This is a genomic window from Bradyrhizobium pachyrhizi (assembly GCF_029714545.1).
In the GTDB taxonomy this organism is placed as follows: Bacteria; Pseudomonadota; Alphaproteobacteria; order Rhizobiales; family Xanthobacteraceae; genus Bradyrhizobium; species Bradyrhizobium pachyrhizi.
Genome location: NZ_CP121667.1, coordinates 6937082 through 6952876, shown reverse-complemented (window position 1 = coordinate 6952876; position 15795 = coordinate 6937082). Strand labels below are relative to the sequence as shown.

The 15795-nt window shown below is 64.8% G+C and carries 18 protein-coding genes; 8 read left to right on the top strand and 10 right to left on the bottom strand.

Features of this window, described 5'->3' with window-relative positions; genetic code table 11:
• Window positions 1-10 precede the first annotated feature (10 nt).
• Both QA639_RS32975 and ctrA read right to left on the bottom strand, forming a co-directional pair.
• Window positions 11-415: a DUF350 domain-containing protein gene (locus QA639_RS32975; protein ID WP_050383753.1), complete on the bottom strand. Its 405-nt coding sequence runs from the start codon at window positions 413-415 to the stop codon at window positions 11-13.
• Window positions 416-584: 169 nt separating this feature from the next.
• Window positions 585-1286 (bottom strand): response regulator transcription factor CtrA, encoded by a 702-nt coding sequence (ctrA, locus tag QA639_RS32970; RefSeq protein ID WP_016848562.1) that lies wholly within the window; start codon window positions 1284-1286, stop codon window positions 585-587.
• 367 nt (window positions 1287-1653) lie between these two features.
• Here ctrA and fliI point away from each other — a divergent pair, with 367 nt between their 5' ends.
• The 4 genes from fliI (at window position 1654) to QA639_RS32950 (ending at window position 5236) form a co-directional block, all read left to right on the top strand.
• Window positions 1654-2979: a flagellar protein export ATPase FliI gene (gene fliI, locus QA639_RS32965; RefSeq protein ID WP_283088100.1), complete on the top strand. Its 1326-nt coding sequence runs from the start codon at window positions 1654-1656 to the stop codon at window positions 2977-2979.
• Window positions 2980-3087: 108 nt separating this feature from the next.
• Complete coding sequence (gene fliJ, locus QA639_RS32960) at window positions 3088-3507, top strand: flagellar export protein FliJ (RefSeq protein ID WP_016848565.1); 420 nt, start codon at window positions 3088-3090, stop codon at window positions 3505-3507.
• Window positions 3508-3718: 211 nt separating this feature from the next.
• Window positions 3719-4264, top strand: coding sequence for a sigma-70 family RNA polymerase sigma factor (locus QA639_RS32955; protein ID WP_283088099.1), 546 nt, complete (start codon window positions 3719-3721; stop codon window positions 4262-4264).
• A 3-nt stretch (window positions 4265-4267) separates the two neighbouring features.
• Entirely contained in the window at window positions 4268-5236 is a 969-nt protein-coding gene (locus QA639_RS32950) for an anti-sigma factor (RefSeq protein ID WP_028335733.1), read from the top strand.
• A gap of 230 nt (window positions 5237-5466) precedes the next feature.
• Here QA639_RS32950 and QA639_RS32945 read toward each other — a convergent pair whose 3' ends face one another.
• The 4 genes from QA639_RS32945 to QA639_RS32930 form a co-directional block, all read right to left on the bottom strand.
• A complete protein-coding gene (locus QA639_RS32945) occupies window positions 5467-5667 on the bottom strand; it encodes a hypothetical protein (protein WP_016848568.1) in 201 nt (66 codons plus the stop codon).
• A gap of 373 nt (window positions 5668-6040) precedes the next feature.
• A complete protein-coding gene (gene flhA / locus QA639_RS32940; RefSeq protein WP_050383751.1) occupies window positions 6041-8173 on the bottom strand; it encodes a flagellar biosynthesis protein FlhA in 2133 nt (710 codons plus the stop codon).
• Window positions 8174-8476: 303 nt separating this feature from the next.
• The gene (locus tag QA639_RS32935) at window positions 8477-8773 is read right to left on the bottom strand and encodes a hypothetical protein (RefSeq protein ID WP_028335731.1); all 297 of its coding nucleotides are present in this window, start codon (window positions 8771-8773) and stop codon (window positions 8477-8479) included.
• Between the two features lie 101 nt (window positions 8774-8874).
• Window positions 8875-9081: a hypothetical protein gene (locus QA639_RS32930; RefSeq protein ID WP_038377701.1), complete on the bottom strand. Its 207-nt coding sequence runs from the start codon at window positions 9079-9081 to the stop codon at window positions 8875-8877.
• Window positions 9082-9343: 262 nt separating this feature from the next.
• Between QA639_RS32930 and QA639_RS32925 the strand changes: the two genes are divergently transcribed.
• Together QA639_RS32925 and QA639_RS32920 are read left to right on the top strand one after the other, a co-directional pair.
• Entirely contained in the window at window positions 9344-9799 is a 456-nt protein-coding gene (locus QA639_RS32925) for a hypothetical protein (RefSeq protein WP_283088098.1), read from the top strand.
• Window positions 9800-9908: 109 nt separating this feature from the next.
• Entirely contained in the window at window positions 9909-11144 is a 1236-nt protein-coding gene (locus tag QA639_RS32920) for an MFS transporter (RefSeq protein WP_050383773.1), read from the top strand.
• Between the two features lie 7 nt (window positions 11145-11151).
• Here QA639_RS32920 and QA639_RS32915 read toward each other — a convergent pair whose 3' ends face one another.
• Both QA639_RS32915 and QA639_RS32910 read right to left on the bottom strand, forming a co-directional pair.
• The gene (locus QA639_RS32915) at window positions 11152-11556 is read right to left on the bottom strand and encodes a DUF4864 domain-containing protein (protein WP_028335728.1); all 405 of its coding nucleotides are present in this window, start codon (window positions 11554-11556) and stop codon (window positions 11152-11154) included.
• Window positions 11557-11676: 120 nt separating this feature from the next.
• Window positions 11677-12108, bottom strand: coding sequence for a hypothetical protein (locus QA639_RS32910; protein ID WP_283088097.1), 432 nt, complete (start codon window positions 12106-12108; stop codon window positions 11677-11679).
• Window positions 12109-12247: 139 nt separating this feature from the next.
• Here QA639_RS32910 and QA639_RS32905 point away from each other — a divergent pair, with 139 nt between their 5' ends.
• A complete protein-coding gene (locus tag QA639_RS32905) occupies window positions 12248-13000 on the top strand; it encodes a Crp/Fnr family transcriptional regulator (RefSeq protein WP_050383746.1) in 753 nt (250 codons plus the stop codon).
• On the opposite strand, the gene QA639_RS32900 is transcribed toward QA639_RS32905, so the two are convergent.
• Window positions 12978-13637, bottom strand: coding sequence for a hypothetical protein (locus QA639_RS32900; protein ID WP_283088096.1), 660 nt, complete (start codon window positions 13635-13637; stop codon window positions 12978-12980). The two genes, QA639_RS32905 and QA639_RS32900, sit on opposite strands and share 23 nt — an antisense overlap.
• A 55-nt stretch (window positions 13638-13692) precedes the next feature.
• Window positions 13693-14241, bottom strand: coding sequence for a cupin domain-containing protein (locus QA639_RS32895; RefSeq protein ID WP_050383744.1), 549 nt, complete (start codon window positions 14239-14241; stop codon window positions 13693-13695).
• A 160-nt stretch (window positions 14242-14401) separates the two neighbouring features.
• Here QA639_RS32895 and aptA point away from each other — a divergent pair, with 160 nt between their 5' ends.
• Entirely contained in the window at window positions 14402-15730 is a 1329-nt protein-coding gene (gene aptA, locus QA639_RS32890; RefSeq protein ID WP_038377699.1) for an omega-aminotransferase AptA, read from the top strand.
• Window positions 15731-15795 lie beyond the last annotated feature (65 nt).

The following is a 15795-nucleotide window of genomic DNA, read 5'->3' as shown; positions in this document are numbered from 1 at the left end:
GCTCAACGGCTCAGTAGATCATGCAGGCCGCGTTCAGCGCGCCTGCGGCCAGCGAGGACAGTCCGAGCCAGATCGCCGGCGCCATTTCGCCGGAGGCGATCCGCCCCGACAGGTTCGGCACCGGGATCTTCACGATGTAATAGACGATGATCTGCACGATCAGCGCGATGAGGCTCCAGATCAGGCAGTCCACCACATTGGCGGAATGGGCGATGGCGCTGACCACCGGCAGCACGAAGCCGAGCAGGCTTAAGCCCAGCGCAATCGCTGCCGCCGGATCGTTGTCGCGGATCAGCTGGAATTCGTCATGCGGCGTGACGCGCGTGTAGACGAAGAGGTAGGCGACCACGGCGATCAGCGCCGTGCAGAAATAGACCAGGAACGCCGGCAGGCCGGCGAGGGATTGCAGGATCATGTCGGGGCGGTCCGGGAGTTCGTCGGGATTCGCGCGAGGCAGGATTGCACGTTCCCTTGGTCGGCGCATGCCGACAGCCGGTTCAATCCCAAACAAAAACCCCGCCATTTGCGGCGGGGTTCAGGTCGAAAGGAGCGAACCTTGCGGTTCTCTGCGGGCGCCCGGAAGGTCAGGCGGGAATGCGCTCGTCGGCCTCGTGCGGCTCGCGCAGCACGTAGCCGCGGCCCCACACGGTCTCGATGAAGTTGCGGCCTTCGGAAGCGTTGGCGAGCTTCTTGCGGAGCTTGCAGATGAAGACGTCGATGATCTTCAGCTCCGGCTCGTCCATGCCGCCGTAGAGATGGTTGAGGAACATTTCCTTGGTGAGCGTAGTGCCCTTGCGGAGCGAGAGCAGCTCCAGCATCTGGTATTCCTTGCCGGTCAGGTGCACGCGCTGGCCGCCGACCTCGACCGTCTTGGTGTCGAGATTGACCACGAGATCGCCGGTCTGGATGACCGACTGGGCGTGACCCTTGGAGCGGCGCACGATCGCGTGGATGCGGGCGACCAGTTCGTCCTTGTGGAAGGGTTTGGTCATGTAGTCGTCGGCGCCGACGCCGAGACCCTTGACCTTGTCCTCGATGCCGGCGAGACCGGAGAGGATCAGAATGGGAGTTTTGATCTTCGACACCCGGAGCTGCTTGAGCACGTCGTAGCCGGACATGTCGGGCAGGTTGAGGTCGAGAAGGATGATGTCGTAGTCGTAAAGCTTGCCGAGATCGACGCCCTCTTCGCCGAGGTCCGTCGTGTAGACGTTGAAACTCTCGGACTTGAGCATCAATTCGATCGACTGCGCGACGGCGCTGTCATCTTCAATCAGCAAAACGCGCATGCCAGTCCCCTATAGTCGCCGCTCCGGGCGTCAGGTCGGCCGCACTTGCGGCACTCACAAAACGCCTTTGAACAACTGATTCGGATCCTGACGAGATATGGTTAACAAAAACTGATTCCTCCACGCAAGCTCTAACCGTGCAATTTTTGTCGAATCGCCCTAAGATATTGCGTAGAAGAAGCTTTTCCTAACCGCGTCCGTTCAGTTTCCACATTAAGAGACGGGCCTAACCGACTCTCGCGACTCGCCCTTCTTCTGATGGGCAAGCGACCTCAGTCACCAAAGACAGTGACGCAATGATTAATGATGCGGGTAAACACGAAGTTAAGCGGCCGGAGCAAAAAAGCGGAAACTTAAGGTTTTCGCAATGAAGGCGCTCGCGGAGCAGATCGGCGACATCGACGGCGTCAATATTTATGGCCGCGTGGTCGGCGTCCGCGGGCTGATGGTCGAGATCGCGGGCCCCATTCACGCGATGTCGGTCGGCGCCCGCATCGTGATCGACGTCGGCGCGGGCCGCTTCATCCCGGCCGAGGTGATCGGCTTCTCCGGCGAGAACGCGGTGGTGATGCCGTTCGGCGGACTAGATGGCGTGAGGCGCGGTTGCCGCGCGGTGATCGCCAACGCGGCGAGCCAGGTGCGGCCGTCGCCGGACTGGCTCGGCCGCGTCGTCAACGCGATGGGCGAGCCGATCGACGGCAAGGGCCCGCTGGTGCAGGGCGCCTCGCCGATGTCCTACCGCAACTCGCCGCCGCCGGCGCATTCGCGCAAGCGGGTCGGCCCGCCGCTCGATCTCGGCGTGCGCGGTCTCAATACTTTCCTGACCTGCTGCCGCGGCCAGCGGCTCGGCATCTTCGCCGGCTCCGGCGTCGGCAAGTCGGTGCTGCTGTCGATGCTGGCGCGCAATGTCGATGCCGCGATCTCGGTGATCGGGCTGATCGGCGAACGCGGCCGCGAGGTGCAGGAATTCCTCCAGGAGGATCTCGGCGAGGAGGGGCTGGCGCGCTCGGTCGTGGTGGTCGCCACCTCGGATGAGCCGGCGCTGATGCGGCGCCAGGCGGCGTATCTGACGCTCGCCATCGCGGAATATTTCCGCGACGAGGACCAGGACGTGCTGTGCCTGATGGACTCGGTGACGCGTTTTGCGATGGCGCAGCGCGAGATCGGCCTCTCGGCGGGCGAGCCGCCGACCGCCAAGGGCTACACGCCGACCGTGTTCACTGAACTGCCAAAGCTGCTCGAGCGGGCAGGGCCGGGCACCGGCGACGGCACCATCACCGCGATCTTCACGGTGCTGGTCGACGGCGACGATCACAACGAGCCGATCGCCGACGCGGTGCGCGGCATCCTCGACGGTCATATTGTGATGCAGCGGGCGATCGCGGAGCGCGGCCGCTATCCGGCGGTCAACATCCTCAAGTCGGTGTCGCGCACCATGCCGCGGTCGGCCGACCCCAACTTCCTGCCCTACATCAACAAGGCGCGGCAGGTGATGGCGACCTATGCCGACATGGAGGAATTGATCCGTCTCGGGGCCTACCGGCCGGGTTCCAGCGCGGAGGTCGACGAGGCGATTCGGCTGCATGAGCCGCTCGAGGCCTACCTGCGCCAGGCCAAGGACGAGTCCACCAGCCTTCCCGACGGCTACCGGCAACTGGCTCAAATCCTGTCGGGTTTGGAAACGGAACGCTAACTTTGTCAGGCCATCATCGCCGGCACACCATAGCTATGCCGGCGGGGCCCAGCGGGGAGCCGGCTCTGTCCCGCGTTCAGATTTGGGACTTCTGGGGAGTATGAGTCGATGAAGTCACGTGAAACGCTGATCCGCCTGAAGAAATTTCAGGTCGACGAAAAGCGCCGTCGGGTTACCCAGATCGAAGGCATGATCGCCGACTTCCAGCGCATGTCGGTCGAGCTCGAGCGCGAGATCCAGACCGAGCAGGAGCGCGCCGGGATCAACGACCCCACGCACTTCGCCTATCCGACCTATGCCAAGGCCGCGATCCAGCGCCGCGAGAACCTGACCCGTTCGGCCGACGAACTGCGCGCCCAGCTCGACGACGCCAAGGCGCTGCTGTCGGAGGCATTCGAGGAATTGAAGAAGGTCGAACTGCTCGACGAGCGCGACCAGGCGCGCGAACGCGCGGAGGAGAGCGCTCGCGAACAAGCCGACATGGATTCGATCGGCCTGATGCGGGCCCGTCTCGGCGTCATCGCCTGAACCCTCGCTCCCTCCGCTGACCAGATTGAGAGCCCGGGCCGATCGCCCGGGCTTTCTGCTGGACGCTGTCCACAAGCCGCCGGCCTGCCGGCCACTTGTTAGCCCCTTGGCGGATCGTGGTGTCCCAAAATATGCTACCACCGGTCAGGACGGATGATCGGCGGCACGGTGGCAATGAGGCGATGGGGGACCGGGGCTTGGAGGGCGCAAGATGCTGACGCCGGCTGAGCTGGTCTGGCTGATCGCCGCCGTCGCCAAGGGGGATGAGGCCGCCTTTGAGCGGCTGTACGCCGCGACCCGCGCGAAACTCTTCGGCGTCGTGCTCCGTATCTTGCGGCGACAGGACCTCGCCGAGGAGGTCATTCAGGAGGCTTACGTCAAGATCTGGAACAGCGCCGGGCAGTTCGACCCAGCCCTGTCGTCCCCGATCACGTGGATGACGTCGATCGCGCGCAACCGGGCCATCGACGTGGTGCGCAAGCGCGGCGAGGCCTCGCTGGAGGAAGAGCCGGCGGCGATGGAGGTCGCAGCCGACCAGCCCGATCCGCTGGCGCGACGGGAGATGACGGAAGAGTTGAAGCGATTGCTGGAGTGCGTCGGTCGTCTGGAGCCGGATCGTCAGAAGCTCGTGCTGCTCGCCTATTACAACGGCTGGAGCCGCGAGCAACTCGCCGCAAAATTCGAGACGCCGGTGAACACGGTGAAGACCTGGCTGCGACGCAGCCTGATGGATATCCGGGAGTGTCTTGGACTCTGATTGATGGCCTATAGCGAAGACCATATCGCGCTCGCCGCGGAATATGCGCTCGGTACGCTCGATGCCGAGGAGCGCGCGCAGGTCGAGACCATGATGGCCGTCGACAGCGAATTCGCCGCGCTGGTGCAGGCCTGGCAGTTCAGGCTCGGGCCGCTGAACCAGATGGTCGGCCTGGTCGAGCCGCGTCAGGTGGTCTGGGACAACATCAAGGCGGCGATCGGCCCCACGAGCGCGCCGCAGGCGCCGCTGGTGCTGCCGGAGACGCCGGCCACGACGGTGACGCCGCCGCCTTCGCCGGTCACAGACGATCCCGAATTCGGCTCGGCGTTCGATCCGGAGCCTGCGCAGTCGCCCGAGCCCCGGAGGCTGCCCGAGGCCCGACCGCCGCGGGTCATCTTCGACGAGCGCAACGTGACCGCGCTGACGGGCCGCGTGAAACGCTGGCGCGGCATCGCGTCGGCCGCGACCGCGATCGCGGCCGCGCTGCTCGTCACGCTCGGTCTGCAGATCTATCGGCCCGACGCTCTGCCGAATGCGATCCGGCCGAAGCCGCGCATCCAGACCGTCGAAGTGAAGACGCCGGCGCCGGCATTGGCGCCGTCGGCGCAATATGTCGCGCTGCTGCAGGGGCCAAATGGCGGGCCGGCCTTCATCATGACCATCGACGGCGCCACCAAGAACTTCACCGTCCGCAAGGTCGGCGCCCCGTCGGAGCCCGGCAAGAGTTTCGAACTCTGGCTGATCTCCGACAAGCTGCCGCAGCCGCGCTCGCTCGGCGTGATCGGCGCCGATGATTTCACCGCGCGGCCGGTGCTGTCGGGCTACGATCCCGACGTGATCAACGGCGCCACCTACGCGGTGACCGTCGAGCAGGCCGGCGGTTCGCCGAACGGCCAGCCGACCTCGGCGCCGATCTTTACCGGGAAGCTGATCGAGACCGTGCCGGGCGCGTCAGGTTCGCCGCCGCGATAGGCCAGCCGCCCATCGTCATAGGTTGCCGATGGTGGTGGTCCGTCATTGCTTCGCTGCGCTCGCAATGACATGGATAAGATGTCACGTCGACCACCCGCAAAAAAAGAAAACGCCCGTGGGGAGCGGGCGTTTTCGATAGTCAACTTGGGGGTAGTTGGGGGTCTTAAATATCCACGCAGCGACTTTGGGGGGCTGTAAAGAACACTACGTGAATTCGTGAAACTCTCCTGTTAGCGGACCAGCGAGTTGCTGGAGCTGGTGATCGCGACGGGCTTGCCGGCCTTCATGACCCGCGCCGTCTGCGTGTATCCCTCATCCGACGAATTATGTGCCGCGATGCCGAAGCCCGCGACCAGGATACCGGCGAACAACGCCACAACCACAATCTTCAGGTGCGTCATACGATCGGCGCTGTAGATCGAGTGGTTCATGGAAGTCTCCTGCCGCCTTCCTGCTCTCGGTAATCTGTCGGTTCGGTCTGTTGTCCGGTTCAACGTCTCGCGCCCCGCTAACGTAGGATTTGCCGATTCCGTTCCCTAGAGGTCATCACAAAGCCGTGATGAGACGTGATCGGCCGCGATCAAAAATGACCCTTTGGTAATTAAAGCTATTTAATATCAGTATCTTGAACTTGCACTGGAATGCTGCATCCCAGATAGGGCCGTTCCGGCCTATTCCCCATAAATCAGTTGCCTGTGGCGAGAAAACACAGACGAAAACGCAAGTGATTTGCGGCCGCTAGCGCGTTTTCGCGCGAAGTGGACACCCGGCTCGCGTGCAGAAAACGCTTCCGGACAACAGGCTCTAAACGCTGCCGACCGTCTTCAGCCGGGCCCTGGGATGGATCTCGGCTTGCGACAGGACGGTGGTCTGCGAGCGGAACCGTTCCACCAGCGAACGAACGAACGGCCGGATCGCGGCCGACGTCACCAAGACCGGCGCCTCGCCCTCGCGCGCCGCCTGCTCGAAGGCGTTGCGCACGGCGGTCATGAACTCCGATAGTTTCGAGGGCTGCATCGCCAGGCTGCGGTCGTCGCCGGTGCCTACGATCGACTCCGCAAACGCCTGCTCCCAGCGCGCCGACAGCGCGATCAGCGGCAAATAGCCGTTCGGCGAGGTGTTTTGCGCACAGATCTGGCGGGCCAGCCGGGCACGGACGTGCTCGACCATGGTGGCCGGATTGCGCGAGAACGCCAGCGCGTCGGCGATGCCTTCGAGAATGGTCGAGAGATCGCGGATCGAGATGCGCTCGGCGAGCAGCAATTGCAGCACGCGCTGGATGCCCGACACCGTGACCTGGCCCGGCACGATGTCCTTGATCAGCTCGCCTTGCTCCTTCGGCAGGTCCTTCAAGAGCTTCTGCACCTCGCCGTAGGACAACAGGTCCGCCATGTTGGTCTTGAGCAGCTCGGTCAGATGCGTCGACAGCACGGTCGCGGCGTCGACCACGGTGTAGCCCTTCAGCGCGGCCTCTTCCTTCAGGCCGGCATCGACCCAGGTCGCCGGCAGGCCGAAGGTCGGCTCGATGGTGTGGATGCCGGGCAGTTGCACCTGGTTGCCGGCCGGGTCCATGACCATGAACTGGCTCGGCCAGATCTTGCCGGTGCCGGCGTCGACTTCCTTGATCTTGATGACGTAGCTGTTGGCTTCGAGCTGGACGTTGTCGAGGATGCGCACCGCCGGCATCACAAAACCCATCTCGATGGCCAGCGAGCGGCGCAGCGCCTTGATCTGCTCGGTCAGGCGATCGGTGCCGTCGGGGCCGTTGACCAGCGGCAGCAGTGCGTAGCCGAGCTCGATCTTGAGGTCGTCGATCTTCAGCGCGGCGGCGATCGGCTCCTCCGCGGCTGCAGCGGCGGCGGCCGCGGCCGCAGCAGGGGCGGCGGCTGCTGCCGTTTCGGCCGCCTTCGCGGCCCGCTTCTGCTTGCGTGCGTTCCAGGCCAGCACCGCGGCGCCGGAGCCGAGCGCCAGGAACGGCAGCGTCGGAATGCCCGGCAGCAGCGCCAGCACCAGCATCACGCCGGCCGACATGCCGAGCGCCTGCGGATAGCCTGAGAGCTGGCGCATCAGCGCCTTGTCGGCGGCACCGGTGATGCCGGCCTTGGAGACCAGGAGGCCGGCGGCGGTCGAGACGATCAGCGCGGGCACCTGGGTGACGAGGCCGTCGCCGACCGTCAGGACGGTGTAGGTGCGGGCGGCTTCGCTGAAGGAGAGGCCCTGCTGGGCGACGCCGATGATGATGCCGCCGACGATGTTGATGCCGACGATCAAGAGGCCGGCGATGGCGTCGCCGCGGACGAATTTCGAGGCACCGTCCATGGCACCGAAGAAACCGCTCTCGTCTTCCAGCGCCTTGCGGCGCTCCTTGGCGGCCTTCTCGTCGATCAGGCCGGCGGAGAGGTCGGCGTCGATCGCCATCTGCTTGCCGGGCATCGAGTCCAGCTGGAAGCGTGCGGCGACTTCGGCGATGCGGCCCGAACCCTTGGTGATGACCACGAAGTTCACGATCACCAGGATCGCGAACACGATGATGCCGATCACGAAGTTGCCGCCCATCACGAAGTTGCCGAACGCCTCGATGACGTGGCCGGCGGCCGCCGTGCCCTCATGGCCGTGGCTCAGGATCAGCCGGGTCGAGGCCATGTTCAGCGACAGCCGCAGCATGGTCGAGATCAGCAGGATGGTCGGAAACGACGAGAATTCCAGCGGCGCCTGGATGAACAGCGAGGTCATCAGGATCAGGATCGAGACCGTGATCGAGACCGCCAGGAACAGGTCGAGCACGATCGAGGGCAGCGGCAGGATCAGCACCACCAGGATGGTGAGGACACCGATCGCCAGCGCGATATCGCCGCGCTTCAGGATGTCGCCGATCTCGCCGAGGCTCGGCAATCCGCTCTTGCCTGCCGTGCCCTGACCCGCCGTGACGTCGACCATGGTAGCCGCTCTCCCCCGCGACTGGCGGCTGCGGCCGCCAAGCGTCTGCGCGACGGCCGTAGGGCCGCCGTTCCGAAAGTGAGGCACCGCGCTGGCGTTCACGGGGATCTCCGCCCGTTAGACGCGTTCGACGACACTCGACTTCACTCGGCAATTCTTGCCGGGTGTATGGTTAGCAAAGGGTTAATAAGTGTCGTCCAAGGGCCGCGCGGAGGGGGTTGCGCGGACGTCGCAGGCCCGAGGCGTCAGGTGTTCGGCCGGGTAGGCTGGACCGTCCGGCCGTTCGGGGATGGCTCGCGGCCTCTATTTGAGCGCACCGAGCACGACGCCCGATGCGGCGATGATGCCGAGCATGATGACACTGGCGCGCCACAAGAACTGCTGCCGGGCGGCGCGCCGGTCATGAAAGGTCAGCCAGTCGCGAACGAAGCCGGCGGGAATGTCGAACACCACCGCAAGCTCGTCGCGATGGTGCGTCTCATGTTCGCAATACATCGTCCGGACCGTCGGCACGCCCAGCCGCTCGAGCTCGCAATGCCACTCCCAGGCATGCTTGCCGTTGGTCCAGCGATTTTCGAAAGGGACCACGTGTGATTCCATGACGAGCCTCCTGGCCCACCCTGAACCCACGTCGCCATTCTAGCTCAAGGTGAGGACCGGCGCGAGATCGGCGCCGGTCGCCTCGGCCGATCACAGCGGCGCTAGTTGGCCGACTGCGTCCATCTGCGCCAATGCGTCGGCTGGATGTCGAGGTGCTTGCTGCCGGCATGGTCGACCCATTCGGCGCCGTCGCGGTGGCACGGGAACATGAGCGCGTGGACCATGCCATCATAATCGAGGACACAGACTTCGAGCTCGCGGTCCGACGGCGCTGATGCAACGGGTAACCACTCTGCTGACGAATGCATGATGACCCTCCGACAGTTAAGCGCTTCGATCCTTCAACCTTGCGAACTGCGCGCCGTCCAGCGGGATGATAGGTCCGGATGGCGGGCCGCCAGTGTGAACCGGTTCGCATTGTAGCAGTTTCTTCGTCAGCATGGATCACAGTTCGACGGCCGTTATTCCCGGGTTCGCCAGGAACCGCGCCGGAGTTGAACTTGCCCGGCCCGGCGTCCGACCAAACGCAAATTGAACGTCTTTGCTCAGGGATGCCGGATGTCAGAACCGATGCGCCGTACCGTTGCAGTGCCTGACGGATATGCGTTGGTGCGACGCGGCCTCGTCGCAGCTATTTCCGTTTGCTGCATTTGCCGTGCGACCGCCGTAGCCGCCAAGCCGCCCGGCGCCGAGGCGGTGATGATCCGCATGATCACCTGCGACGGCGAGGGCGTCCGGATGGAGGTGTATCTGCCACTCTCGGTCGACCGCCATATGCGGGGCGGACAATCCGTCATCGGCTATTACACGCTCGATCTGACCGACGTGAACAAGGGCAAGCCGCTTGAGCCGGTGCGTGTCACGTTGAGCACCGACCAGAAGACCGTGACCGTCGATCAATACCTCCGGGGCCTGCCGCCCACCCGCATACCGGTCACTGGCGGCACCGTCGATTTCGACCAGCGGTTCGCAAAGCACGCGAAGTGCGGCCCGTTCCAGTCGCAGGATCCCAATTTCGGCGATTGATCCGGCTCACTTTCTCGTCGCAGGACGCGCGTCCCGTTGTTCGCGCATGCCTAATCTCTCGGCAATGTGGCTTGACCCGGAGGCAAATGCCGACGAAGTTCCGCCTGCCGTGGTAATTTCTTCTGAATATTCCCCTGAAGTCGCTACGTTCATTCCCGACTCGCGCCGGGCATGGCTGCGCCTCGTCGTGGCCGTGGTGATCGGCTCGCTCGGCAGCGTCGGCATGTGGTCGGTCGTGGTGGCGTTGCCGGTGGTGCAGACCGATTTCGGCGCGACCCGCGGAACGGCCTCGCTCGCCTTCACCATGGTGATGCTCGGCTTCGGCCTCGGCCAGGTCGTGACCGGCAAGATCAGCGACCGCTACGGCATCGTCGCGGCGATCGGCGCCGGGATCGGCATCCTCGGCCTCGGCTATGTCGGCGCCGGCTACGCGCCGTCGATCTGGGCCTTCATCCTGCTGCATTTTGCCATCGGCCTGTCGTCGGCGGCGACCTTCGGCCCGTTGATGGCGGAGGCGTCGCACTGGTTCGAGCGCTACCGCGGCCTCGCGGTCGCGATCGCCGCGAGCGGCAATTACGTCGGCGGTACGGTGTGGCCGCCGCTGGTCAATTTCGGCATGCAGAGTGTCGGCTGGCGCACCACCCATGTTGCGATCGGCATCTTCACCGCGGTCTCGATGCTGCTTGCGCTCATGGTGCTGCGCGTGTTGATGGGCGCAGCGACCAGGCGCAGTCATGTCAACGCGGCACCGCCCCGGGTCGACCTCAAGCTTTCCACCAACGCGCTGACCGCGATCCTGTCGCTCGCGTCGATTTCCTGCTGCGTGGCGATGTCGATGCCGCAGGTCCACATCGTCGCCTATTGCGGCGATCTCGGCTACGGCGTGGCGCGCGGTGCCGAGATGCTGTCGCTGATGCTCGGCTTCGGCATCATCAGCCGGATCGGCTCCGGCTTCCTCGCCGACCGGATCGGTGGTATCCGCACCCTGCTGATCGGCTCGATCGCGCAAGGCGCGGCACTATTGTTCTATCTGTTCTTCGACAGCCTGACCTCGCTTTACATCATCTCGGCGATGTTCGGCCTGTTCCAGGGCGGCATCGTGCCGAGCTACGCGATCATCGTGCGCGAGGCGATGCCGGCGTCGGAGGCCGCGACGCGGATCGGCATCGTGATCTTCGCCTCGGTGTTCGGCATGTCGTTTGGCGGCTGGATCTCGGGCGTGATCTTCGACGCCACCGGCTCCTATGCCGCCGCCTTCGCCAACGGCCTCGCCTGGAACCTGCTCAATGTCAGCATCATCCTGCTGCTCATGATGCGGGCGCGGCAGCGGGTGGCGCTGGCATGATTCTCGATCACACCGACTGGCCGGCCTTGAGCAATGAGCAGCCGGTGATCTTCAGGCTGCCGTCGGCCTGCCGCTCCAGCGTGTAGAGCGCCTCCCACGCCTCGCCATTGGCGTCGACGATATTGACGCGCTGCGCGATCCGGTCGCCGTCGCTGCGCGCCTCGCCGAACTCGAAGCTTCTGTGCCGATAGACCGGCGCATATTGGTTCTGCACCATCGACATGAAGATGTCGGCCTGCGGAAAGATCTGCCGGATCGCCGGCGCGGCGTGCGAATAGGCCGCCGCGGCGTCGTCGCGGCCGAACGCCTGCTCCTGCGCGCGGATCACGGCCTGCGCGGCGCCGACGTCGTCGGCCGCTGCGGGAGCGAGCGAGCCAAGCAGAATAGCGACGAACATCAGGATGATGCGCATGCGGTGGCACCGTCGACAGTCGGACCTTCCAGTCGCCGCAAGGCTACTCCCGCACGACCACGGCGGCAACGGAGCAGGGCACCTTCGGCGGCTGGCTCCGAACGACCAAGCAGCGCGACGTCAGTTGACGCGCCGATGGTGGCGCAGCGCCTCAGCAGTCGGGCATCCGGCGTGCCGCGCATGACGCGTTGCGAATGGCTGCTCGATGGTGACGATCTGGCAACCGTATTGCGCCGAAACCTCGGCGATGACGTTCGACACCGCGTCGTCGATCCGCGAGCCGGGCAGATGCGCGACGATCAGGTCGCCGATGCTGAGGCGCTTGCGGACGCGCATGTCGTTGTCGATGCGGTAACTGAACAGGGCATGGATCACGCCGCGGCGATCGCGGATCGCGATCAGCCCGGTCTCGGGCGAGCTGCCGCGGCAGCGCCGGCGCACGAACCGCAGCCACTGATCCGTGGTAATACTGGCATCATGCATGAACACCAGCGGATAGGCCACGATCGCATGCTGATGGTCGATCGGAAGTGCCTGGAATTGCTCGTTCATCGCCGGATTCCCCGATGATGGCGAAACTGCTGGGGAAAGCGCGGCGCAGCATTGATCTGCATCAATGCCGCCGGCGGTTGATCCAGATCAAATCGGGGTTGATAGTGTCAAGCACCCAACCAAGCGGACACCCAAAGCCATGAGCATTGCCGAGCCACTGCAGGATTCGTGTGCAGGCGCGACGCGTTCCGACTGCAGGCACGGCCGCGCCACGAATGGCTGCGAGGACTGCAAGGTCAGGCTGTTCAGCGTCTGCGCTGCGCTGGAGCCGTCCGAGCTCGAGGAGCTCGACCGGATCAGCCAGGCAAAGCAGGTTCCGGCGCGAACGACGCTGTTCGAGCAGAGTGCGCTGGCGGGCAGCGTGTTCAATGTCACCGACGGGGTCGTGCGGCTTTACAAATCATTGCCCGACGGCCGCCGCCAGATCGTGGGTTTCGCGCTGCCGGGCGACTTCCTCGGACTTGCGCTGCAGGACCGCTACGGCGTCACCGCGGAGGCGGTCAACGAGGTCGCGGTTTGCCGTTTCGTGCGATCGGCGTTCCTCGCCTATGTCGACGGCAAGCCGCATCTGCTGCGCCGCCTGCATGAGTTCGCGGGGCACGAGTTGAGCCTGGCGCAGGACCAGATGTTGCTGCTCGGACGGCGCAGTGCCGAGGAAAAGATCGCTGCATTCTTGCTCAACATGCAGACGCGATACGCCCGGATCGGAAGCGTGTCCGTCACCGTGCCGCTGCCGATGAGCCGGCAGGACATCGCCGACTATCTCGGTCTCACCATCGAGACAGTGAGCCGCACGCTGACCCGCCTTGCGCGCGAGAAGGTGGTGTTGATCGTGCCCGATGGCGTGCGGCTGCTCGACCTCGAACGGCTCAAGCTGAGCGGCGCGAGCTGACGCTTCGGCGTCGGCTTTTTGATCCAGCACAAGGCGATGCGCGCGCAGGCGCGCTAGGTCTCTCCATGATATGCAGGAGACGACCCATGCCTCTCGACACTATCCTTGTCATGATCGCGGTCACAGCGATGTTCGCCACAATTGCCGCCGTTATTGCGTGGGGCGACCGGCAGACGCGCGATCTGTAATACTGTCGTGTGATCAGAGCCTTTCCGGTCCGATTGATGTAGCGCTTCGTCGCGAACAGATCGTCCTGCCGGTTGACGATCAGCATGGCGTGGTCGCGCTCTAGCGTGTCGGGATTCTTGCGCTGCTCGTCGGAGCGGAACGTGCCGCCGCCGATCTTGCCCGTCATCTCGTAGTCGCAGCCGGCCTTCCAGTCGCCCTGGTCCCACTTCCATCCCATCGCCTTCACGGCGCCGTTGCTCTCGGTGGTGATCTTGATGATGGCGTTATGGGCGAGCCAGATGCCGGCAAGCCCGCCGCGTTTGTCGTCAAAGCCTTCGAGCAGCGCCAGGCGTTCGCGCTGCAATCCGTCGACGTGGTCGCGCGCATCGACGGTGAAGTGAACCTGGGAGCTCTGCTTGTTCCAGGCCGGGTGCAGGAATTCCGGATATTGCTGCGTCTGGCTCTTCACCCAGCCGCGCCATGCGGCCCCCGGCGGCTTGGGTCGCCCGCTGCGCGCGCCGGGTTCAAAATGTCGGCGGTGTGCAGGCCGAGATCACCTCGCACGGCTTGGCGCCGATGCAGCGGAAGCGGTGCGGGCGGCGGCTTTCGAAGTAATAGGCGTCGCCGGCGTTGAGCACCCGCCGCTCGTCGTCGACCGTGACCTCGAGCCGGCCCGAGATCACGATGCCGCCTTCCTCGCCTTCATGCACCAGCGGCACCCGGCCGGTGTCGCTGCCGGGCTCGTAGCGCTCTTTCAGGATCTGCAACGCCCGGCCGAACAGACTGTCGCCGATTTGCAGATAGGAGATCGGCTTCTTGCCGATCTCGGTCAGCTCGTCGGCGCGATAGAACGCCTTGCGCGGCCGCTCCGGCTCGATCGCGAAGAATTCGGCGAGCCCCATCGGAATCCCGTCGAGGATGCGCTTGAGGGCGCCGACCGACGGGTTCATCTGGTTGGATTCGATCAGCGAAATCGTCGAATTGGTCACGCCGGAACGCTTAGCGAGCTCGCGCTGCGACAGCTTGTGCCGCGCGCGGATGAATCGAAGCCGACCGCCGATGTCGACGCTCATGGCAGTCCCCTTGGCAAATCCCTGTTGCAGGTGTTGCGGATCGAACAAATCTTGGCAGACCGCCTCAACAAGATCAATGGCTTGCGATGCAGCAGAAAAGGACTTGTTGAGCGCCTGGAAGAGTGGTCCGACTACCGTCAGTCAGCAATGGAGCGCCGCCGTGACCGTTCATCAGATTCCGAACACCATCAAGACCGACTCGTTCTGGATGCCGTTCACGGCCAACCGGCAGTTCAAGAAGGCGCCGCGGCTGTTCTCCTCCGCCAAGGGCATGTACTACACCTCGGTCGACGGCCGGCAGGTGATCGACGGCTCAGCCGGCCTGTGGTGCGTCAACGCCGGCCACGGCCGCCCGCAGATCGCGGCCGCGGTCGAGCGGCAGCTGTCGACGCTGGACTTCGCGCCCTCGTTCAACATGGGCCACCCGCTGGCGTTCGATTTCGCCGAGCGGCTCGCCGAGATCGCCCCGAAGGGGCTGGATCGCGTCTTCTTCACCAATTCGGGCTCTGAATCGGTCGATACCGCGCTGAAGATCGCGCTGGCCTATCACCGCGCCGCCGGCCAGCCGAGCCGCACCCGTTTGATCGGCCGCGAGCGCGGCTATCACGGCGTCGGCTTCGGCGGCATGTCGGTCGGCGGCATGGTCGCCAACCGCCGCCAGTTCGCGACCCATCTGCCCGGCGTCGACCACATCCGTCATACCCATGATCTCGCCCGCAACGCCTTCGCTAAGGACCAGCCGGAGCACGGTGCCGAGCTCGCCGACGACGTCGAGCGGATGGTGGCGCTGCATGGCGCCGACACCATCGCGGCGGTAATCGTCGAGCCGGTGCCGGGCTCGACCGCAGTGCTGCCGGCGCCGAAGGGCTATCTGCAGCGCCTGCGCGAGCTCTGCACCAAGCACGGCATCCTCCTGATCTTCGACGAGGTCATCACCGGCTTCGGCCGCCTTGGCACCCCGTTCGCTGCCAACTTCTACGGCGTGACGCCCGACATGATGACAACCGCGAAGGGCATCACCAACGGCACCGTGCCGTGCGGCGCGGTGTTCACCAGCCGCCAGATCCACGACGGGCTGATGGTTGGTCCGGACAACGCCATGGAGCTGTTCCACGGCTACACCTATTCGGCGCATCCGGTGGCCTGCGCGGCGGGTCTTGCCACGCTCGACATCTACAAGGACGAGGCTCTGCTGACCCGCGGCGCCTCGCTCGCCGACTACTGGCGCGATGCCCTGCATTCGCTGAAGGGCCTGCCGAACGTGGTCGACATCCGCAATCAGGGCCTGATGGGCGCGGTCGAAGTCGCGCCGCGCGATGGTGCCGTCGGCGCGCGCGGCTACGACATCATGGTCGATTGCTTCAATCGCGGCCTCTACTTCCGCATGAGCGGCGACTCGCTGGCGTTGTCGCCGCCCCTGATCGTCGAGAAGTCGCATATCGACGACATCGTCTCGATCCTTGGCGACTCCATCAAGCGCGTGGCCTGATAATTGCTAGCTAGATATTAGCTAGCTCTACAAATTGCTGTCGCCGTTGCGAAGCAGAGTGGTTT